The sequence below is a fragment of the Staphylococcus chromogenes genome (genome assembly GCF_029024625.1).
Taxonomy (GTDB): domain Bacteria; phylum Bacillota; class Bacilli; order Staphylococcales; family Staphylococcaceae; genus Staphylococcus; species Staphylococcus chromogenes.
This window is the reverse complement of the sequence record NZ_CP118953.1, coordinates 693,842-713,435: the sequence shown is the minus strand read 5'-3', so window position 1 is coordinate 713,435 and position 19,594 is coordinate 693,842. Positions and strand designations below refer to the sequence as shown.

Below are 19,594 nucleotides of genomic sequence, written 5' to 3'. Positions count from 1 at the left end.
CACTCCTTTATCAAACTTGTTTACATGTTAATCTATTTCCTAAAAAGGATGTATTTAAACTATAACGCGCACTTAGACGTGATGCATTGATTTTGCTTATACCCTCACTTCAGCTCTATTAATTTTTAATGCAAAATAAAAAAGCAATATGTAATTAGAACAGTATCGTCTAATTCATATTACTTTTATAAGTTCAATTAACGTTTTTAAACTTTTTCAGGCAATGTGACGTGGTCGTGCGCCCACTTTTCAAGCGGTTTAAGCGCTATCGCTAAATCAATACCTTTTTGAGTTAATTCATAGCAAACAGAGGGTGGGTTTTCGGAAATGATATGCTTTGTAATAAGTCCCCATTCTGCAAGCTCTGTCACTTTTAACGAAAGTGCACGGTTAGTAATGGGGTGCAAATCACGTTTCATTTCTGAAAAGTGTGCTCGATGTTCTGGACATGTGGATAAATAATGTAAAATTAAACCATTCCAGCTCCGTCCTAGAATTTTAAACGTTTTTTCTAAATATGGACAAACTTCCATGACTCTCACCTCTTAATCAAGATATTTGAATGTCCAATATTTTATAGATTAAGCATCAACAGTTTCAGTCCATATATCTGCGCCTAGACGTTTTAAGTTATTTACGATATCAGTGTATCCTCTATAAATATGTTTGACATTATAAATCGTTGTTTCACCTTCAGCAATTAAACCGGCTATGATTAAACAAGCCCCCGCGCGTAAATCACTCGCATAGACTTCGGCACCTGATAGCTTTGATGGTTTAATGGTCGCTGTACCACGATCTGCATCAATGGCCCCATGCATTTTTTGTAATTCAGGAACGTGTTTAAAGCGTTCTGGATAGATTGTTTCTTTCACAAAACTAGGTCCTTCAGCTAAAAAGAGCAGTGGGGTTATCGGTTGTTGTAAATCTGTTGCAAACCCGGGATAAACAAGTGTTTTAATGTCTACACTATGGTATGGGTGGCTCGCTTGAACAACCATATAATCGTCCCCAACATCAATTGTAACCCCTAGCTCTTTTAGTTTAACTGTTAACGGTTCGACGTGCTTAGGAATAATATTATCAATGACGATACGTTCACCACTCGCCGCAGCAATACACATATAGGTTCCTGCTTCAATTCGGTCAGGAATAATCTGATGTCTACTTCCATGCAGATGAGGCACACCCATGATTTTTATTGAACTAGTACCAGCACCACTAATTTTGGCACCCATACTATTCAAAAAGTTAGCGACATCGACAACTTCAGGTTCTTTAGCTGCATTTTCAATCACTGTTTGACCTTCTGCGCGCGATGCGGCCAACATAATATTGATAGTGGCACCTACACTGACGATATCAAGATAAATATTCGCTCCAACTAAACGCTCAGCTTCAATTTTCATTGAGGTCGTGCTTGACTCATCTACGACTGCTCCCAAAGCTTTAAAGCCTTTAATATGCTGATCAATAGGTCTAGGACCTAATGGACATCCTCCTGGGAGTCCAATGACACATTTTTTAAATCGGCCAAGCATTGCACCCATCATATAATAGGATGCACGCAAGGATTCAACTTTATTATTAGGTAAAGCAGCATTTTGGATTTCAGTAGGATCAACATGCAAAGTTGTGCCTTCCAACTTAGTTTGAATATTTAAATCCCCAAGTAAACTCACTAATGTTTCCACATCTGAAATTTTAGGCAAACCATCCAATGTTACAGGTTCTTCAGCCATTAATGTTGCAGGAATAATCGCAACTGAACTATTTTTTGCACCACTAATTTCTACCTTGCCTTTTAAAGTTTGGCCACCTTTAATTTTAATAACTTCTTGCGCCATGTGATTGAACTCCTTTTCCCTTGCTCAATTTCTCCATAAAATATCATAATATAGGCATTATAATGTAAAATTTTTCAAAATGCAAAATCGTGAGCATGATAAAAAAATCGTTTTATCCCTTAAAAAATCACACTAAATGCCCCGTTGAAAATAAAGGGTCCCTTTTCAACTTATTAAAAAAGGATGAGACCGCTCAGTGTCTCATCCCCACATTCCAAACATTTCATCACAAACGTCGCGTGATTAACCTTTAATATTTTCCGCTTTGTTTGAAGTACCAAATTCTTTAATTTTACCGATGACTGTTTCTTTAATTGCTTCACGTGCAGGTCCTAAATATTTACGTGGATCGTAAACTTCTTTATCTGCATCTAACACTTCACGCACACGTTTAGCAGAAGCAATTTGGTTTTCTGTGTTTACATTGATTTTAGCAGTGCCAAATGAAATGGCTTTTTTAATGTCGTCAGTTGGAATACCTGTACCTCCATGTAATACAAGTGGTAAACCAGTAGATGCACCAATTTCTTCCATTTCTTTGAAACCTAAGTTTGGTAAACCTTTGTATGGTCCGTGTACAGAACCTAATGCAGGTGCTAAAGTATCAATACCTGTATCTTTCACTAAGTTTTGACACTCGATTGGATCCGCATAGATCACACCGTCAGCTACCACATCATCCTCTTGTCCACCGACTGTACCAAGTTCAGCTTCAACAGAAACACCACGTGCATGTGCGTATTCAACCACTTTTGAAGTCACTTTGACGTTATCTTCATATGGCTCATGTGAAGCATCAATCATGACTGATGTAAAACCAGCGTCAATTGCTTCTTTACATTTTTCGAAACTTGAACCATGATCTAAATGAATCGCTACTGGAATTGTGATTTCATAGTCATGCATTAAACCTTCTACCATTTTAACAACAGTATAAAAACCACCCATATAGCGTGCGGCACCTTCTGATACCCCTAAAATAACAGGTGCATTCTCTTCTTGAGATGCTTGTAGAATCGCTTGTGTGAATTCTAAGTTATTAAGGTTATATTGGCCTACCGCATAACCATTTTCTTTTGCGTCGATTAACATTTCTTTCATTGAAACTAAAGGCATGAAAGTTCCTCCTTGGTGCATATCGCACATTAAATTTATAACCACATTATAGCAAAATTGAACGTAAAATGCATAAATAATCCTGTCAAAATGTGATTATTTCATCATTTCGTCAATGAAAGCGTAATCATTTTTGTATGAATATGCGAATATTGATAATTGAAGTATAATTCCTTAAAATAAAACACAATGATTTTAATAACGGAGGCACACATTATGTCCAAAATGTTAGCAACACAGTTGACTGGAATTTTCCAACGTATCGATAAACAAGAACTTGATATCCAAATGGCTGCACAATGTCTGATTCAAGCGATGGGTGGCGAAGGACATATATATGTCAAAGGATATGACGATCTACAATGGTTTGAACCTTATATTTTAAACAGTGAAGAAAAATTAAAATCAAGTCGTTCGCTTAGCGCAGTAGATACATTTGAGCAACTAGACAGCACAGATCGCATTTTACTTTTTGCACCTTTTATGACAGAGGCATTAGAAAAAGATTTACAACAACTCATAGACTTAGATAAAGAGGTCGTTTTAATTACAAATCCTTCAAAATCTTATACGGTACCCGAACACTTGATACATTTTATCAATTTATCCACCCCTAGAGCTATCGTCATGACTGAAGATTATGATAAAGTGGTCGTTCCACACAATATTGCGATGAATTACATTTACTATGATATTTATACACAAATGATTGAAATGATAAGAGACTTAGACTTATAAAATTGATAAAGCGACGGGGCATTCTTAACCTTTGAATGCTCCGTCGCTTTTTTGGTGTGCCAATTATTTATTTTGTTGTTGTATTGCAGCTTCGATGAATGATTTAAAAATCGGTTGAGGACGATTTGGACGTGATAAAAATTCAGGATGGAATTGACATGCAATAAAGAAAGGATGATCTTCAATTTCCACCATTTCCACTAAACGTCCATCAGGGCTTGTTCCTGAGAAAATCATGCCCGCCTCTTCTAATTTTTCTCTGTATTCATTATTAAACTCATAACGATGACGGTGACGCTCTTGAATATTTTGGGCGTCATAAATACGCTCTGCTAACGTATTTGGTTTAATTGTACATGGATACAATCCTAATCGAAGTGTCCCACCTAAATCTTCAATATCTTTTTGCTCAGGTAACAAATCAATAACTGGATATGGTGTGTTTGGATCTAATTCAGCAGAATGTGCATCAGTTAAACCAACCACGTGACGGGCATATTCAACTGTCGCCAATTGCATCCCTAGACAAATGCCAAAGAATGGGACTTTGTTTTCACGCGCATACTTAATCGCAGATATTTTCCCTTCACTTGCACGGAATCCAAATCCGCCTGGTACTAAAATACCATCAACGTCATGGAAATAGCTTTCCGCATTTTCATCAGTCACTTCACTTGAATCAATCCAGCGAATTTCAATATCTTTCATATGAGGGTATCCTGCATGTTTTAAAGATTCTGCTACAGAAAGATAGGCATCTTGTAAAGCAACATACTTTCCTACAAGCGCTATTGTTACTTTACCTTCCAAATTATTCACGACATTGATTAAATGATTCCACTCATCAAGTTGCGTTTCATATTGCGCTTCTAATCCGAGGCGTTCAATCACAATATCGTCCATATCTTGGCGACTTAATTGTAAAGGAATTTCATATAATGATTCTGCATCACGACATTCGATGACGCTTTTCTTATCAATATCACAAAATAGCGCAATTTTATCTTTTAAATCTTGCCCCATTTCATATTCTGTACGTACCACAATTAGGTCTGGTTGAATGCCAAGGCCACGTAATTCTTTCACACTATGTTGTGTCGGTTTCGTTTTCATTTCACCTGCTGCTTTAATGTATGGTAAAAGTGTACAGTGAACATACATCACATTTTCGCGACCTAAATCACTTCTGATTTGACGAATAGCTTCAATAAAAGGTAACGATTCAATATCCCCTGTCGTACCGCCGATTTCTGTAATTACGACATCTGCATTCGTACTTTCACCAGCAAGCAGTAATCTTGATTTAATTTCATTTGTAATGTGAGGGATGACTTGTACTGTTCCACCTAAATAATCTCCGCGACGTTCTTTTTTCAAAACGTGGGAATAGACTTTCCCTGCAGTCACATTTGAGTATTTGTTTAAATTAATATCTATAAAACGTTCATAATGGCCTAAATCAAGATCCGTTTCCGCGCCATCATCAGTGACAAAAACTTCACCATGTTGATACGGACTCATCGTACCTGGATCCACATTTAAATACGGGTCAAATTTTTGAATGGTTACAGATAATCCACGGTCTTTTAATAGTCGACCGAGTGATGCTGCCGTAATCCCTTTGCCTAGTGATGAAACAACACCACCTGTTACGAAAATAAACTTGGTCATTCTTATTCCTCCTCATTTCATATCAGAAGCTTTTGCTAAGGGGTAAATCCAATACAAACAGTAAAATGTAAGATACATTTATTATAAAAATAAAAAAGTTCCCTCTCACAATCATTTCATGTAAGGGGGAACGAGTTTACGTCATTTATTTTTGAACGCTTGCTTTGCGTGTGAACATCTCTTTGACGTATGCGTTTTTTCATTGTCCTATTTAAAGGAGCCCGAATAAAATTTTATCATGTTGTCATGAAAAGTCAATAAACTTTATATGAAATTCATATGAAAATCTAGCTTTAAATCGCAAGAACTTCACATGTGAATCTAACCAGTGTAATAGGTGAATATAACCTTTTAAGTTAAGCCACTAATGCTACTTTCATACAAGTCCTTATATTTTATTCTTTTTCCTCTAGTAAATCGTCTTCTTCGTCTTCATATTCTTCATCTAAGTCTTCTTCGTCTTCCTCAACCACTAAATCAGACTCTTCGATTTCATCTTCGACGTGCTCATCTTCAGGGTCATTTAAAGTTTCTTGATCATCAGTAGTGCTTGGAATGTTGTCATCCCCTTCACTATCGTCTTCACCAAGTAATTTTAAATTTTTGTCTTCTTCGTCTTCTTCATCAAGAATTTCAAATTTTTGAATAGTTGGTGCTATTTTTTCTTCAATGTCATCCACTGAATACCAGTCACGTAGACCCCAAACATTGTCACCAACACTTAAAAAGCGTCCATCAGTATTTAAATCCGTATAAAATTGAACGATACGATCTTCAATTTGATTGTCTTCATAATGTCCAATTTGCTTAAATTCATCGATAATATCATAAAGATTCATCGTTTCATTTTTTTCAGTTAAAAGTGTATAAGCCATATCAATAAATGCTTTTTCATCAACCATTTCTTGTGTGTAATCTTGTAATTTCATCGGCACATCTTCCTTTCAAAGATTCACGTTACTTTTAGAATTGGATCATTCGCAGCTTTCGTCCAAATTCCAAAGCGCGTCTTATTACCATAACAAACATTGATTATAAATGACTCTTAGGAATTACGCAATGTTTAGCGAAAGGTTTTTTGAAATGACCTTAAAGATTTAGTAATTAATATATTTTTCAAACATTGTATAATCTTCTGTCATGATCGTTTCGACAAAATTACTTTTTTGGAACAGTGGTTTGAGCTCGTTTCGAGAACCGAATAGCATCACTTCAAGCACTTCAATTTTTTCATAGTTTTGACGCACATACGTCGATAATTGACGTAATGCATTTTGAGCGATGCCTAATTCACGGTATTCATCTTCCACTAATACCGCTCTAATGATAAGGCGTGTTTGAAATTGTTCGATCGCAAGAAAACCAACTTTTTCTTGATTTAATGTTAAATTAATAATATCAACAGGTCCTAAATCTGATTGATCACTTCTTTTTAATTTCAAAGACGAAACATACTTAGAGCTTAAATCTAAATAATACAAACGCTCTTTACCGATAGGTCCTTCTTCTTTAGTCGCCGTATGCATGAATCCCGCGCGTTCATAAACATTCCACGCCGCTTCATTTTCTGCATCAACGACAAGATATAAATGACTAAAATCTGGAAACACTGTTTGAACATACTCTGGTAAATTCATCATAATTTTCGTGCCATACCCATGACCTTGATACGCTTCGTTAATGGATAAAGAACGAATATAGACGACTTCTTCTGGTGTGTCATACCCTTCATGTTGATAGTGTTGGTGAAGGACAAAAAAACCTATAATTTCTTCCTTTTCATTGAACACGACATTGGCTACACGATTCGGGTCTTCCAAAGCATCATCAAGTACTTCTTTAGGGAGTGAAGAATAAATACGTTGACGTTCACTCAATTTAAATTGATATAACGCATCTCGGTATTGCTCTTCAAACAAATGTATAGTAATATCATCAAAACGCTTATTTTTAATCATTTACAGATTCATTCCTTTAGTTATTATGTTTTATCGCACTCTAACTATACACTATTTTCAGATTTTTCAAACTTGAAAGGGGATATTATGAAAAAATCAAAAGCAACATTGACGAAGAAAAAAAAGAACCGAAATTTCGTCTATATCGTTTCTTTTTCGATTATTTTATTATTTACACTTCTTGCCGCCTTTTTCCCTAAAGGGTTCGGTATTTACGCACAAAATACATATGATGCCCTTGCGCTCAATTTTGGGTGGCTATTTTTAATTATTGTTTTTGTATTAGATATCTTTCTTATCTTTTTAGCTCTATCTCGATACGGTCGCTTTAAGTTAGGGCATGATGATGAAGCGCCAGAATTCTCATTTATTTCCTGGATTGGAATGCTCTTTTCAGCTGGCCTTGGTGTCGGTATTGTATTCTGGGGTGTAGCAGAACCTTTAACCCATTACCTCCACTCGCCATTCCCTTCAGAAGTGAAAGGTCAAACCGCTGAATCGGCGCGTTTAGCCATGGGCTATACTTTCTTTCATTGGGGCATCTCTCAATGGTCAATATTTGCTATGAGTGGACTCATCGTCGCTTACTTTCAATTTCGTAAACAACGGGATGGCCTTATTTCTACAGCGATGGAACCCGTATTTGGCGAAACATACAAACGTCCATTTCGAAATATTATAGACATTCTCGCGATCATCGCGACGGTTATGGGAATCGCTACTTCTATCGGTTTAGGTATTTTACAAATTGCTGGAGGTTTGAATCATGTGTTTAGTGTCCCTAACACAAATATGACATTAATAATCATCACACTCATCATGACGTTTATCTTTTTAGGTTCTGCCTTATCAGGACTTAATCGCGGAGTAAAATGGTTAAGTAATTTAAATATTATCATTGGTGCCATTTTATTAGTGTTTATCTTCATTGTTGGTGATTTGCGCTTCATCGTTGAAACATTCACTGTTTCCATTGGAGACTATATCTCTCATTTTGTTCAATATAGTTTAAGAATGGATCCTTATACGGGAGATAATTCATGGATTCAAAAATGGACCATCTTCTACTGGGCCTGGGTTATTTCTTGGTCTCCATTTATCGGTGGATTTGTTGCCCGTGTTTCTCGGGGACGAACGATTAGAGAATTTGTCGTGGGTGTGCTCATTATTCCCCCTATGATTTCATTTTTATGGATTGCAGGATTTGGTGGAACAGCTATTCATTATGCACTTCATCATAACGAAGGGATAGAAAAAGTGGTCGATCAAGATTATACTGTGGCGCTATTTGAGCTATTAAGCAAGTTTCCACTTTACGAAGTCACTAGCGCACTCGCTATCATATTAATTTTTACATTTATTGTGACAAGTGCGGATTCAACCACACACATTGTTTCTGGTATGGCTACCGGAGGCGTAGAAAATCCTAAACGTAAACATAAAATGGTATGGGGGATTCTTATCGGGGCCATCTCTGTCGCTCTGACGGTTGCCGGGGGCTTGACGAGTTTACAAACAGCTTCTGTCGTTACTGGGCTGCCGTTCTCTATCATTTTGCTATTGATGATTTTTGCGTTAATGAATGCCTTACGACGTGAACATACGAAACATTTCCAAATGTCGCACATTGATGATGAAAAAGATTTTTCACGTACAATTGAAGAACGCGAAAGAGATAACGAAATGTAAAAACAGTGCGTGCGGATGTACCGCATGCACTGTTTTTTTGATTTATTCTTCAACAAAGCAATTTAACAACCAATTGACACCATATCGATCTGTCACTTGACCGTGAATCGCATTGAAAAATGTACGATTTAACGGCATATGTGGATTCCCTTTAACACTTAAAGCTTCATAAATGCGTTGTTGCGTCTCTTTATTATTAAAAGTTAATAAAATTTGTGCCCCAGTGTTTGAGGTGTCTTTTCCATAATCATCTGATAAATGAAGCACGACATCCTCCTGTATTTTCAACTCAGCATGCAGTAATTTTCCCTGGTGCTCATTAAGCGGTATGACCTCCCCACCAAAAGTTGATTTGTAAAAATCAAGGGCCTCTTGCACATGATTCACCACGATATATGGACTCAATTTCATAAAATAATCCCCCTATTTTTAATTTCATTCAAATTTTAACTTGTATTTTTGTGATTATCATATAGTATATATTGTTGATAAACAATAATTTTGAGGTGACAATATCATGCGAATCGGAATCGATGCGGGTGGAACTTTAATTAAAATCGTAACTGAACATGAAGGTCAAAGAGAATATCAAACATTTCTTACGACTGAAATTGAACAAGTCGCGCAAAGTCTTAATGATAAAAAATGTTCAGATATTAGTATTACGGGTGGTAATGCGAAAGTGCTTAATGATTTATTGCACTGTGAAGCAAAACATTTTATTGAATTTGATGCGGCAGATAAAGGTGTAGACATCTTACTTAAGGAGCAAGGCATCGAACTCGATCGTTATATATTTACTAACGTTGGGACTGGCACGTCAATCCACTTAGCTGATCATCAGGGTCAGGAACGTGTCGGAGGTATTGGTACAGGTGGTGGCATGATTCAAGGTTTAGGATATTTGCTTACAGAAATCAAAGATTATCAAAAATTAACCGATTTAGCGCAACAAGGGAACCGTGATATTATCGATTTAAAAGTTAAACATATTTATAAAAATGATACCCCTCCCATTTCCGGAGAGCTTACAGCTTCTAACTTTGGACATGTTCTACTAAATTTAGATAAAACGTTTACTGATGCAGATAAATTAGCTTCATTAATTGGTGTCGTTGGTGAAAGTGTTACAACAGTTTCAATTCATGTCGCAAGAGAACACGGCGCTAAAGATGTTGTCTATATTGGGTCTTCTTTCCACAATAACCCTTTACTTCAACAAGTCGTCACTGATTATACAATTCTACGTGGTTTTACGCCTCATTATTTAAACAATGGGGCATTCTCAGGTGCACTTGGTACATTATATTTATAAAGTTTGACCGATAATATTAGCCAAAAATGTCTACAAGTGTATCGCCTTGTAGACATTTTTGCCTCTTTTTGTTCCTTTTTACCGATATATATGGGATTAAAATAGCCACCAAAATTTATCAGCGTAAATTTTGGTGGCTTTGTGTACGTAAATAGTGATTGATTGAATTACGTTAAAATGTTAACTCATTCGCCAGTTTTTGTGCACTCACAATGGTACCCACTACACCAGGTTTTAAATCGATGGCCACGTAACGATTATCGTCACGCAATTCATCGAGCCATTCTGCAAAGACTTCTCCTTCAACATCGATTAATTCAAAGGATTCGAAGTCTTCGTGGGCCACACGTTTTGCGCGTTGGCTTAAGCTCCATACAGGCATAAAATGGGATTGTTCAAAATGGTCATTTTCATCACTCACTACCATGAACTCTTTCATCCCTTTTTGCGTTAAGCCATAAACCGTATCTGAATTTGAAACATCTTCGACAAACTCTCGAATACGTAATCGATCAATATCGGTCATTATGTCGTTAAATGCAGATAAGATACTAATTTCATGACCTTCAGCGTCCGTCGTCACATTAACAACCGCTTCATCTTCCTCATCAAACATATCGTCAAGTTCATAAGTTGTGAAACGATCAATATCCATCGTGATCAGTTTATCAAATGCGACATTCAAGTTTTCCAAATATTCTTTAGCAAAGCCTTCTCTCGTCCAAAAACAAAATAATTGTTTTCCATTGTGCTCATGCTTCACAATTTTTTTATCTTTAACAGCAATAAAAAATTGCTCATTAGTCAGAATATCTTTGTAAAATCGTTCATTTTTATATGACATACCTTTCTCCCTCTCTTAATGAGCTCTCTTTAAGTTGAATATAAACTACGGCATTCAATTCGTCAAACATCGTTTATAAAAGAGCTGTCATTATGATGAAAGATTTGCTTCTTTCTTAAATGCTTCTTCTAAGCGCTCTATCTCTTCCGGATGATCGGCGTGCCATATCCCTGCAAATCTCGAAGGTACAGGTTGTTGAAAATATTCCCCATCATAAAATGATAATGGATAAAGCACTCCTTTTTTGACATATTTTTCAATTGTTTGAAAGAATGCCTCTTGATCTTCTCCAGAAATATAACTGTAAAATTTATGATATTTTCCGGTGAGCACAGGATCTAAAACTAATAAACTTGTCGATCCGTTATGTCTAAAGTTTAAATCAATCGCATAAATATTTTGTTGTGCATCGACGAGTAAATCAAATCCAGCGACGCCAATGAAGCCTTTGTCGACGCCTATTTTCATAATTTCATAGCCCGCTTGAATCACGGACTCTGGAACGTCAATCGCATTCACATTGCCATTGTAAAAACCGTAATCGTTTGTCAGTTGTTTAGCAGCCCCTAAGTAAATGATGCCTTTCTTTGGATGAAGGGCGTACTGGACACAATAATTGTCGACTGTCTCGATACATTGTTCGATAATCAAAGTTTGTGTGGCCGCTTTCGCATTTTCGATACGTGCAATCGCTTGTTCCAAATCGCTTTGATTATAGCAAATCATAACACCATAACCACCTGCTGTTGGAAGTTCATCTCCTGGTTTAATCACAAGAGGGAGGTCCCAGTGTTTTAACGCTTCGTGAAAATCTTCTATTTTGACGACTTGTCGTTTTGGCAAGTATTTTCCATCTGTCCACTCTGGAATGCGTGATTTGGTATTTAAATCAATAAACACCTGTTTATTCATCGCATAATGTTCTGGCGCAATTAAATCTTCTCCGTGAACATATTGTGTGTAAATACGCTTTTGTTCTTGTTGTGTTAAATTTTGTAATAAAGCTTCATAGCTTGCTTTATCTTTAAAAGTATAGATATTCTCAGGTAGCGTCTGATTGACATGTGAAAATAACGTGCGTAATTTTTCAGTGACACTTGCTTCATGAACAATCACTGGCATATCGGCAATAAGTAATTCTCTTCCAGTTAAAAAATTAGACTGATGTTCATTGGGTTCTAACCATGGATTTGAAATGTATGAAGGTCGTGCTGTATAAACCACATCTTTCGCGTATAAGTCTCCCAGTTTTAAAATTGAGTCATCCAACATTTACAATTTCTCCCTTAATAATTGATGTTCCTTTTGAATGGTATTAAATAAATCTTTGTCTTGAATCAGTGTCGCGCCCATCAATGCAATGATTTTTGCCCCTTTAATTAAAGCTTTATCCCCCATAGGGCTTGCAGCGGCTTCTCTGAAACGATGCGTGTGCCCGACTAAACTTCGTGGTCCAATTTTAATATGTGGGTGAATCGTCGGTACAACATGGCTTACATTTCCTGTATCTGTCGAGCCATAACCAAAATCATCATGACTGACTTCTTCACCTAATTCAGTAGCATAACGTTCAAACAGCGCATCAAGTTGCGGTGATTTGATGAATTCATTTACCCCGTTTTGAATTGGCGCAAACTCATAGTCACATCCGGTTTGTATTGCAGCCCCTTTTGCGATTTGATGCACGCGCTCTGTCAGTTGATCTAAAGATTTTCGTGTTGTCGCTCGTGTGTAAAAGCGAGCATGTGTAAAATCAGGAATAATATTGGCTGCTTTCCCTCCATCTAATATGACACCGTGCACCCGGTCTGATTTATGGATATGTTGTCGTAACTGTGCGACACCATTAAAGAAACTAAGCATAGCATCTAAAGCATTTCTAGCATCTTCTGCATTTTCTGAAGCATGTGCGCTGCGCCCATAAAATTTAATGTCTAAAACATCAACAGCTAAAGTTGGAATTGTAGGATATGTTTCGTTACCGGGATGTATCATGAGTGCGACATCCACATCATCAATAATCCCTTCTTTCACATAAGACGCTTTGGCACTCCCATTTTCTCCACCTTCTTCAGCTGGACATCCTAAAACAACCACGGAACCTCCTAGCTCATCTATAACTTGTTTTAATGCGATGCCGGCAAGTACACTCGACGTACCGATAATATTATGACCACACGCATGTCCTAATCCAGGTAAGGCATCGTATTCCGCTAAATAACTGATGGTGGGTCCAACTTGTCCACTATCATAGCGCGCAATAAACCCAGTAGAATGACCAGCAATATCTTTTTCTATCTCAAAACCATGGTCGTGTAACTGGTCTATTAAAAGTCTCGACGCAAATAATTCTTCATTTCCTACTTCAGGTCTTTCATGAATTTGATGACTCATATCCAAATAATGTAACCGATGATTATCTATATAATCTAATATGCGTTGTCTCACTGATACCATTAAAAAGTCTCCCTTCAAAACAAAAAAAGCATCCAACGATAAAACACTTCCACTTATCAATAGTAGCGTCTCAAACGTTGATTGCCATTTGTGTCATTTATCTTTCAATGGTCTTAACCATTGTTGGATTTAGCACCTTTATCGAAGTTCGATGAGGTTGCAGGGTTTCACAGGGCCAATTCCCTCCACCACTCTTGATAAATTCGTATTTAATTATTACTCATTTTATCGGAAATTCGATCATTTGTCATGGTATTTTCATTATTTTCACAATTTTTCGGAAGTAGTGCTATTTTATCTTAGATTTGGCCTGAAAGAAATCATTTTATTTTAAAGCATAACGCTTTTTTAAAGTGAAAGATTTGTAACTCATTACGGCTTTTAGAAGTTATGTTAAAATGATATCAACGAATGAAGGAGGATGAATTCGATGCCAAAAATGAACGTAGAAAGTTTTAATTTAGATCATACAAAAGTTGTTGCACCTTATGTACGTCTAGCAGGTAAAATGCAAGGTGAAAACGGAGATGACATTTACAAATACGACATTCGCTTTAAGCAACCCAATAAAGAACATATGGATATGCCAGGACTTCACAGTTTAGAACACTTAATGGCAGAAAATATTCGTAATCACTCTGATAAAATTGTGGACTTAAGCCCTATGGGTTGTCAAACAGGCTTTTATGTATCACTCATCAACCACAAAGATTATGATGACGTATTAAATATTATTGAAAAAACGATTCAAGATGTTTTAAATGCAACTGAAGTACCCGCCTGTAATGAAGTTCAATGCGGTTGGGCGGCAAGCCATTCCTTAGAAGGCGCTCAAACGATCGCAAGAGAATTTTTAGACAAACGCAACCAATGGCATGACGTGTTTGGTGAAGGCTAAAATGAATTAAGTCGTAAGAAAAATAGCCATCAAAATTTATCTACGGGTAAATTTTGATGGCTTTCTATTTATAGATGAGCGCTATTCCTAGTTTTTTGTTATAAATGACGAATCCATTTCATCAGTAAAAATTGTAATGGAAGTCGTGCATATAAAAGTGGTTTTGGTACATTCATCCCTTCAATGTCATCAATACGACGGGCCATATAAATATTGGCTGGAAAAACTGCCCATAAAAAAGCGATAATCGCATGTTTAAAAAGATAACCTGGTTTGCGTAATAACAGCCCAAACCCGATGATTAATTCACAAACACCTGTAATGAGTACCGCTTCTTTTCTTAACGGCAAATAATGAGGAACAATTTTTCTAAATTTACCTTCATGTACAAAATGTAATAGTCCAACTATTATAAAAGGAATGCCCATCAAATAACGTTGTACTGTTTTCATCTTTATCTACTCCGTAATCATTTTATAAATTAATTGGGGTGCTTCTGCGGAATCTGAGATTGTAATGTTTTCATATAATTTTTGTTTCACTGCGGCGACATCTTCTTGGTTGGCATAAATGGTTAATAAAGATTCGCCTTCGCTCACTTTGTCACCTATTTTTTTGTGCAATACAAGTCCTACAGCCAAATCAATGTCATCTTCTTTTGTTTGGCGACCTGCCCCCAACATCATTGAGGCAATCCCAATTTCATTGGCTACCATTTCAGAGACAACCCCTGACTGTTTGGCTGGCAATTCAAATGTATATTTCGCAGTTGGAAGTTTTGAAGGGTCATCGACAACTGAAGCATCGCCACCTTGATTACTTAAAAACGTTTTGAATTTTTCAACTGCCGCACCATTATCAATCACGGATTGCAATTGTGCGCGTGCATCTTCTAACGTTTCCGCTTTTTGCGCCAATACCACCATTTGAGCCCCAAGTGTTAACACAAGCTCTGTTAAGTCTTCTGGACCTTGTCCTTTAAGTGTATCAATCGCTTCTTTGAGTTCGAGTGCATTTCCAATCGCACGTCCTAATGGCTGGTTCATATCAGAAATAATCGCCATCGTTTGACGTCCTACTTGATTACCAATTTTTACCATTGCATGTGCGAGCGCTTCAGCATCTTCTACTGTTTGCATAAACGCCCCTTTACCTGTTTTTACGTCTAAAACAATCGCATCAGCACCTGCTGCAATTTTTTTACTCATGATTGAAGACGCAATTAAAGGAATGGAATTGACTGTACCTGTGACATCTCTAAGGGCATAGATTTTTTTATCAGCAGGCGTTAAATTCCCAGTTTGACCAATCACTGCGATTTTAGCTTCATTTACTAATTGAATAAATTCGTCTTCAGAAATTTCTACATGAAATCCTTCTACTGATTCTAATTTATCAATTGTACCTCCCGTGTGACCTAAACCACGGCCACTCATTTTAGCAACAGGAATACCAAGCGCTGCCACAAGTGGCGCTAACACGAGTGTCGTTGTATCTCCTACGCCTCCTGTAGAATGCTTATCGACTTTAATGCCTTCAATATTAGACAAATCAATTTTATCTCCAGATTCAACCATTGCCATTGTTAAAGCTGCACGCTCTTCATCAGTCATATCTTGGAAATAGATTGCCATCGCTAAGCTAGACATTTGATAATCAGGAATTTCGCCTTTTGTGTACCCATCAATAATAAATTTAATTTCTTCTGATGATAAGGCATGACCGTCACGCTTTTTTGAAATCATATCCACCATTCTCATGGTAAATCCCCTCTTCTCTTTTTTAATCTATAATTATACATCCATATCTATTATACACGATACATTCATTTCAATAAATGAATCCCCTATGTTAAAACATAGGATTAAAATACGTTGTCACCAGTTAGACAAACATAGAATCCATCGACATTTATACAGCAATCTGTTATCTTTAAAAAGATAAAATATAATAAAAGGAGTTGCTTTCGATGACACAAGGCACACCACATATTCAACCGAATGGTAAAAAAATCGCAAAAACCGTTTTAATGCCTGGGGACCCATTACGCGCCAAGTTTATTGCAGAAAATTTTTTAGAAAATGTTGAACAGTTTAACGACGTTCGTAATATGTTTGGTTACACAGGAACTTATAAAGGGAAAGAAGTTTCTGTCATGGGCTCAGGTATGGGTATTCCAAGTATCGGTATCTACTCTTATGAACTATATAATTTCTTTGATGTTGATACAATTATCCGTATTGGTTCTTGCGGGGCCATGCAAGAAAATGTGAATCTGTATGATATTATTATTGGTCAAGGAGCTTCTACAAATTCTAGTTATGTTGATCAATTCCAATTCCCTGGCAACTTCGCCCCTCTTGCAGACTTTGATTTAGTTGTTAAAGCTAAAGAAGCGGCTGACAAAATTGGTGCGACAACTCATGTTGGTAATATTTTATCGTCAGATACCTTCTACAATGCGAACGAAAACTTTAATGAAAAATGGATTGAAATGGGCATTTTAGGTGTTGAAATGGAATCTGCAGGTCTTTATTTAAATGCGATTAAAGCAGGTAAAAAAGCACTTGGTATATTCACTGTAAGTGACCACCTATTAAGAGATGAAGCAACAACAGCGGAAGAACGTCAAAATTCATTTACTCAAATGATGGAAGTTGCCTTAGAAATCGCTGAATAACATCGTTTGATTACGGTGATAAATCACTGGCCTATTTATATAAAAAACAAACCTTTCTGTAGCTTGAAAGGTTTGTTTTTCTTTTTGAAATCGATATAGGACTTCCTGGCATAAAAGTTTTTTTAATACATGTCCTTTTAACACACTTCAATAATAACGGCAATTTAATTTGATCGTTGGGCTAATCCTTTGATATCGACATATTGTTCTCCGATAAAGTATTGTTGTTCTTCATGTGTTGCTTTAGCCCAAGTGGTTTTCCACATTTTATCTCGATGCTCTGCAAACCATTGATATCCAAAATTTCGAATAGGCTTAGGAATGAACCAAATAAGCATCGATAGCCATTTGTATCCCTTCAGCTGATAAATTAGTCTTATAATTGCTGTCGATTGATACGTTAACTGCGTCCCTTCCTGTAAAATAACGCTATTATAACTCAGTACTTCTGGGTTGACTTTCTGAAGTTGCTCGCCAGAGGCACTTTTCAAAGGCACGAATTGATAATTGCGTGGTAGTCCATGACGGATTAACCAAATGACATAATTGTAACAGTAAATACATCGGTCATCATAATATACTATAGGCAATATTTTCACCTCTTCATTGTATGATTTACCTCTCATTGTACTTCTTTTCAGTCACTTTTCAAATTTCACGTCTTATATATCACTATGTTTAAGTCCTCATTAATAAGGGTTAAGTTAAACTTTCTTGAGCTTTATAATACGCTTGCTCTTCTTTAGTCAGTTTTATAATTTTAAAACCGGTAAAGCCATAAATAATCGAAATGATAGGAACGATAAAGTTTAATATGGCAAAAGGCGCATACTCTACGACAGATACACTTAATGTTGACGCAATAAATACACCACAAGTGTTCCACGGTACAAAGACTGAAGTTAAAGTTCCCCCATCTTCTAAAGCGCGCGATAAATTTTTAGGATGTAATCCCTTGTCAATAAATGTAGATACATACATTCTTGAAGGAACGATAATCGATATGTATTGTTCTGAACATGTCAGGTTTGTTCCGAAACAAGAAATGATAACAGAAGCAATTAACGTACCTGTATTTTTAGCCACTTTCAAAATAACTGAAATTAATGCTTTTAACATACCAGAATATTCAAGTAATCCACCGAACGTCATTGCGACTAATGTTAAAGAAATGGTATAAAACATAGATTCTAAACCGCCACGATTAAATAATTCATCAATCGTTTGATTTCCGGAGTCAATTTCATAACCGGTCTGCAAAGCTGTAACAGCTGCTGTAATAGAATCTCCTTGCACAAAAATTTGTACAAAAAAACCGAGCACAATACCAACCACAATTGCTGGTAATGCAGGTACTTTAAGAGCAACAATAACGATAACAATCAGTGGTACAATTAATAACCATGGTGAAATGATAAATGATTGATCAATCGCGTTCATTATTTTATCAATACGGCCTTGATTTAAATGATCGCTCCCGTACATTTGTCCTAATACAAAAAATGCAATTAAACTAATAATTAACCCTGGTATCGTCGTATAAAACATATGGCGAATATGCTCAAATAAATCCACATTTGTTAATCCAGCGGCCAAGTTCGTTGTATCTGATAGCGGACTCATTTTATCTCCAAAATAAGCGCCGGAAATTACTGCACCTGCCACCATCCCCGGAGAAAGTCCCATACTAATACCGATGCCCATAGAAGCTACCCCTACAGTTGCCATCGTTGACCAACTACTTCCAATTGCTAACGCTACAATACCACAAATGAGACAAACGACTGCTAAAAAATAAGCGGGTGAAATCAGTTTCAATCCGTAATAGATCATAGCTGCAACAATACCGCTTCCAATCCAAGCTCCAATAATCAGTCCGACAAGCATGATGATGACAACTGCAGGAAGTGCATGACGTATCCCCTTATACATCATTTCTTCAACTTCTTCCCATTGATAGCCATGACACATCGCAATGATAATGGCCACACAAGTTCCTATAAGTAGTGGAATGTGCGGGGCTTGTTCTAAGACGACAACGGTGTAAAGCATTGCGCCAATCATTGCTGCTAATGTTAGTAAGGCAAACCAGACATTAATTGGTCTTTTTTCTTGTTCCTTATTCATATTACTGCCACTCCCTTTGTTTTGTTCTCAGAAAATTGAAAACGCTTACAAAATATAATACTATAGCACATATCTCCATTCAAGTCGTTTTTCAATAAAAATTCAGAATATTTATAACAATACATTTTGGCCAGAGCGATTCATTTATTTCCTCAAAAATCAGAGTCAATTTAAACAAGACGATTTAGATTAGTTTTATATCTATCATTTTTAAAGGCTTCATATTTATATTTTATTTGGTTATCTTCGAGGTA

19 protein-coding genes and 1 riboswitch are annotated in these 19,594 nt (G+C 36.6%); of the genes, 5 read left to right on the top strand and 14 right to left on the bottom strand.

All coding sequences use genetic code 11. The features are described from left to right. Positions 1-206 precede the first annotated feature (206 nt). The 3 genes from PYW36_RS03305 to fdaB all read right to left on the bottom strand — a co-directional run bounded on the left by PYW36_RS03305 (position 207) and on the right by fdaB (position 2,963). Positions 207-533 (bottom strand): winged helix-turn-helix transcriptional regulator, encoded by a 327-nt coding sequence (locus tag PYW36_RS03305; RefSeq protein ID WP_103159239.1) that lies wholly within the window; start codon positions 531-533, stop codon positions 207-209. A 48-nt stretch (positions 534-581) separates the two neighbouring features. Beyond that, the gene (locus tag PYW36_RS03300) at positions 582-1,847 is read right to left on the bottom strand and encodes a UDP-N-acetylglucosamine 1-carboxyvinyltransferase (protein ID WP_103159238.1); all 1,266 of its coding nucleotides are present in this window, start codon (positions 1,845-1,847) and stop codon (positions 582-584) included. 243 nt (positions 1,848-2,090) lie between these two features. After that, positions 2,091-2,963 carry a class IIb fructose-bisphosphate aldolase FdaB gene (gene fdaB / locus PYW36_RS03295; RefSeq protein WP_037576564.1) on the bottom strand — a complete coding sequence of 291 codons (873 nt, stop codon included), beginning with the start codon at positions 2,961-2,963 and terminating at the stop codon, positions 2,091-2,093. A 216-nt stretch (positions 2,964-3,179) separates the two neighbouring features. Here fdaB and PYW36_RS03290 point away from each other — a divergent pair, with 216 nt between their 5' ends. Next, positions 3,180-3,701 carry a DUF2529 family protein gene (locus PYW36_RS03290; protein ID WP_037576561.1) on the top strand — a complete coding sequence of 174 codons (522 nt, stop codon included), beginning with the start codon at positions 3,180-3,182 and terminating at the stop codon, positions 3,699-3,701. A gap of 63 nt (positions 3,702-3,764) precedes the next feature. On the opposite strand, the gene PYW36_RS03285 is transcribed toward PYW36_RS03290, so the two are convergent. The 3 genes from PYW36_RS03285 to PYW36_RS03275 all read right to left on the bottom strand — a co-directional run bounded on the left by PYW36_RS03285 (position 3,765) and on the right by PYW36_RS03275 (position 7,330). Further along, the gene (locus PYW36_RS03285; RefSeq protein ID WP_037576559.1) at positions 3,765-5,372 is read right to left on the bottom strand and encodes a CTP synthase; all 1,608 of its coding nucleotides are present in this window, start codon (positions 5,370-5,372) and stop codon (positions 3,765-3,767) included. Positions 5,373-5,767: 395 nt separating this feature from the next. Continuing rightward, positions 5,768-6,301: a DNA-directed RNA polymerase subunit delta gene (rpoE, locus tag PYW36_RS03280; RefSeq protein WP_037576556.1), complete on the bottom strand. Its 534-nt coding sequence runs from the start codon at positions 6,299-6,301 to the stop codon at positions 5,768-5,770. Positions 6,302-6,469: 168 nt separating this feature from the next. Beyond that, on the bottom strand, positions 6,470-7,330 hold the full coding sequence (locus PYW36_RS03275) for a GNAT family N-acetyltransferase (RefSeq protein WP_103159237.1): 861 nt from the start codon (positions 7,328-7,330) through the stop codon (positions 6,470-6,472). Positions 7,331-7,417: 87 nt separating this feature from the next. On the opposite strand from PYW36_RS03275, the gene PYW36_RS03270 reads away from it, so the two are divergent. Next, positions 7,418-9,019 (top strand): BCCT family transporter, encoded by a 1,602-nt coding sequence (locus PYW36_RS03270; RefSeq protein ID WP_037576550.1) that lies wholly within the window; start codon positions 7,418-7,420, stop codon positions 9,017-9,019. Between the two features lie 42 nt (positions 9,020-9,061). Here the strand turns inward: PYW36_RS03270 and PYW36_RS03265 are convergent, their stop codons facing one another. Continuing rightward, entirely contained in the window at positions 9,062-9,430 is a 369-nt protein-coding gene (locus tag PYW36_RS03265) for a VOC family protein (RefSeq protein ID WP_103159236.1), read from the bottom strand. Between the two features lie 106 nt (positions 9,431-9,536). Between PYW36_RS03265 and coaW the strand changes: the two genes are divergently transcribed. Continuing rightward, positions 9,537-10,334, top strand: a complete 798-nt coding sequence (coaW, locus tag PYW36_RS03260) for a type II pantothenate kinase (RefSeq protein WP_037576548.1) — start codon at positions 9,537-9,539, stop codon at positions 10,332-10,334. Between the two features lie 172 nt (positions 10,335-10,506). Here the strand turns inward: coaW and PYW36_RS03255 are convergent, their stop codons facing one another. From PYW36_RS03255 to PYW36_RS03245, 3 genes are all read right to left on the bottom strand, one after another. After that, positions 10,507-11,178 (bottom strand): DUF2750 domain-containing protein, encoded by a 672-nt coding sequence (locus PYW36_RS03255; protein WP_037576545.1) that lies wholly within the window; start codon positions 11,176-11,178, stop codon positions 10,507-10,509. 90 nt (positions 11,179-11,268) lie between these two features. Continuing rightward, positions 11,269-12,450, bottom strand: coding sequence for an L-aspartate--L-methionine ligase LdmS (gene ldmS / locus PYW36_RS03250; RefSeq protein WP_103159235.1), 1,182 nt, complete (start codon positions 12,448-12,450; stop codon positions 11,269-11,271). Further along, positions 12,451-13,635 (bottom strand): M20 family metallopeptidase, encoded by a 1,185-nt coding sequence (locus tag PYW36_RS03245; RefSeq protein WP_037576542.1) that lies wholly within the window; start codon positions 13,633-13,635, stop codon positions 12,451-12,453. Positions 13,636-13,729: 94 nt separating this feature from the next. After that, positions 13,730-13,839, bottom strand: a riboswitch (SAM riboswitch). A gap of 226 nt (positions 13,840-14,065) precedes the next feature. Here PYW36_RS03245 and PYW36_RS03240 point away from each other — a divergent pair. Beyond that, positions 14,066-14,533 (top strand): S-ribosylhomocysteine lyase, encoded by a 468-nt coding sequence (locus tag PYW36_RS03240; protein WP_037576541.1) that lies wholly within the window; start codon positions 14,066-14,068, stop codon positions 14,531-14,533. Between the two features lie 98 nt (positions 14,534-14,631). Here PYW36_RS03240 and PYW36_RS03235 read toward each other — a convergent pair whose 3' ends face one another. Together PYW36_RS03235 and PYW36_RS03230 are read right to left on the bottom strand one after the other, a co-directional pair. Beyond that, a complete protein-coding gene (locus PYW36_RS03235; RefSeq protein ID WP_037576538.1) occupies positions 14,632-14,985 on the bottom strand; it encodes a DoxX family protein in 354 nt (117 codons plus the stop codon). 6 nt (positions 14,986-14,991) lie between these two features. Further along, on the bottom strand, positions 14,992-16,293 hold the full coding sequence (locus tag PYW36_RS03230) for a pyrimidine-nucleoside phosphorylase (RefSeq protein WP_103159234.1): 1,302 nt from the start codon (positions 16,291-16,293) through the stop codon (positions 14,992-14,994). Between the two features lie 209 nt (positions 16,294-16,502). On the opposite strand from PYW36_RS03230, the gene deoD reads away from it, so the two are divergent. Beyond that, the gene (gene deoD / locus PYW36_RS03225; protein ID WP_037576533.1) at positions 16,503-17,213 is read left to right on the top strand and encodes a purine-nucleoside phosphorylase; all 711 of its coding nucleotides are present in this window, start codon (positions 16,503-16,505) and stop codon (positions 17,211-17,213) included. Between the two features lie 164 nt (positions 17,214-17,377). Here deoD and PYW36_RS03220 read toward each other — a convergent pair whose 3' ends face one another. After that, positions 17,378-17,803 (bottom strand): thiol-disulfide oxidoreductase DCC family protein, encoded by a 426-nt coding sequence (locus tag PYW36_RS03220; RefSeq protein ID WP_103159233.1) that lies wholly within the window; start codon positions 17,801-17,803, stop codon positions 17,378-17,380. Between the two features lie 109 nt (positions 17,804-17,912). Then, positions 17,913-19,340, bottom strand: a complete 1,428-nt coding sequence (gene nhaC / locus PYW36_RS03215; protein ID WP_037576527.1) for a Na+/H+ antiporter NhaC — start codon at positions 19,338-19,340, stop codon at positions 17,913-17,915. Positions 19,341-19,594 lie beyond the last annotated feature (254 nt).

Excerpts from the sequence above, each read along its gene's own strand:
- PYW36_RS03235 (WP_037576538.1), bottom strand. The coding sequence starts at position 14,985 with ATGAAAACAGTACAACGTTATTTGATGGGCATTCCTTTTATAATAGTT.
- PYW36_RS03275 (WP_103159237.1), bottom strand. The coding sequence starts at position 7,330 with ATGATTAAAAATAAGCGTTTTGATGATATTACTATACATTTGTTTGAA.
- PYW36_RS03255 (WP_037576545.1), bottom strand. The coding sequence starts at position 11,178 with ATGTCATATAAAAATGAACGATTTTACAAAGATATTCTGACTAATGAG.
- PYW36_RS03240 (WP_037576541.1), top strand. The coding sequence starts at position 14,066 with ATGCCAAAAATGAACGTAGAAAGTTTTAATTTAGATCATACAAAAGTT.
- PYW36_RS03270 (WP_037576550.1), top strand. The coding sequence starts at position 7,418 with ATGAAAAAATCAAAAGCAACATTGACGAAGAAAAAAAAGAACCGAAAT.
- PYW36_RS03290 (WP_037576561.1), top strand. The coding sequence starts at position 3,180 with ATGTCCAAAATGTTAGCAACACAGTTGACTGGAATTTTCCAACGTATC.
- PYW36_RS03230 (WP_103159234.1), bottom strand. The coding sequence starts at position 16,293 with ATGAGAATGGTGGATATGATTTCAAAAAAGCGTGACGGTCATGCCTTA.
- PYW36_RS03265 (WP_103159236.1), bottom strand. The coding sequence starts at position 9,430 with ATGAAATTGAGTCCATATATCGTGGTGAATCATGTGCAAGAGGCCCTT.
- ldmS (WP_103159235.1), bottom strand. The coding sequence starts at position 12,450 with ATGTTGGATGACTCAATTTTAAAACTGGGAGACTTATACGCGAAAGAT.
- PYW36_RS03305 (WP_103159239.1), bottom strand. The coding sequence starts at position 533 with ATGGAAGTTTGTCCATATTTAGAAAAAACGTTTAAAATTCTAGGACGG.
- nhaC (WP_037576527.1), bottom strand. The coding sequence starts at position 19,340 with ATGAATAAGGAACAAGAAAAAAGACCAATTAATGTCTGGTTTGCCTTA.
- PYW36_RS03300 (WP_103159238.1), bottom strand. The coding sequence starts at position 1,847 with ATGGCGCAAGAAGTTATTAAAATTAAAGGTGGCCAAACTTTAAAAGGC.
- PYW36_RS03245 (WP_037576542.1), bottom strand. The coding sequence starts at position 13,635 with ATGGTATCAGTGAGACAACGCATATTAGATTATATAGATAATCATCGG.
- fdaB (WP_037576564.1), bottom strand. The coding sequence starts at position 2,963 with ATGCCTTTAGTTTCAATGAAAGAAATGTTAATCGACGCAAAAGAAAAT.
- deoD (WP_037576533.1), top strand. The coding sequence starts at position 16,503 with ATGACACAAGGCACACCACATATTCAACCGAATGGTAAAAAAATCGCA.
- coaW (WP_037576548.1), top strand. The coding sequence starts at position 9,537 with ATGCGAATCGGAATCGATGCGGGTGGAACTTTAATTAAAATCGTAACT.
- PYW36_RS03285 (WP_037576559.1), bottom strand. The coding sequence starts at position 5,372 with ATGACCAAGTTTATTTTCGTAACAGGTGGTGTTGTTTCATCACTAGGC.
- rpoE (WP_037576556.1), bottom strand. The coding sequence starts at position 6,301 with ATGAAATTACAAGATTACACACAAGAAATGGTTGATGAAAAAGCATTT.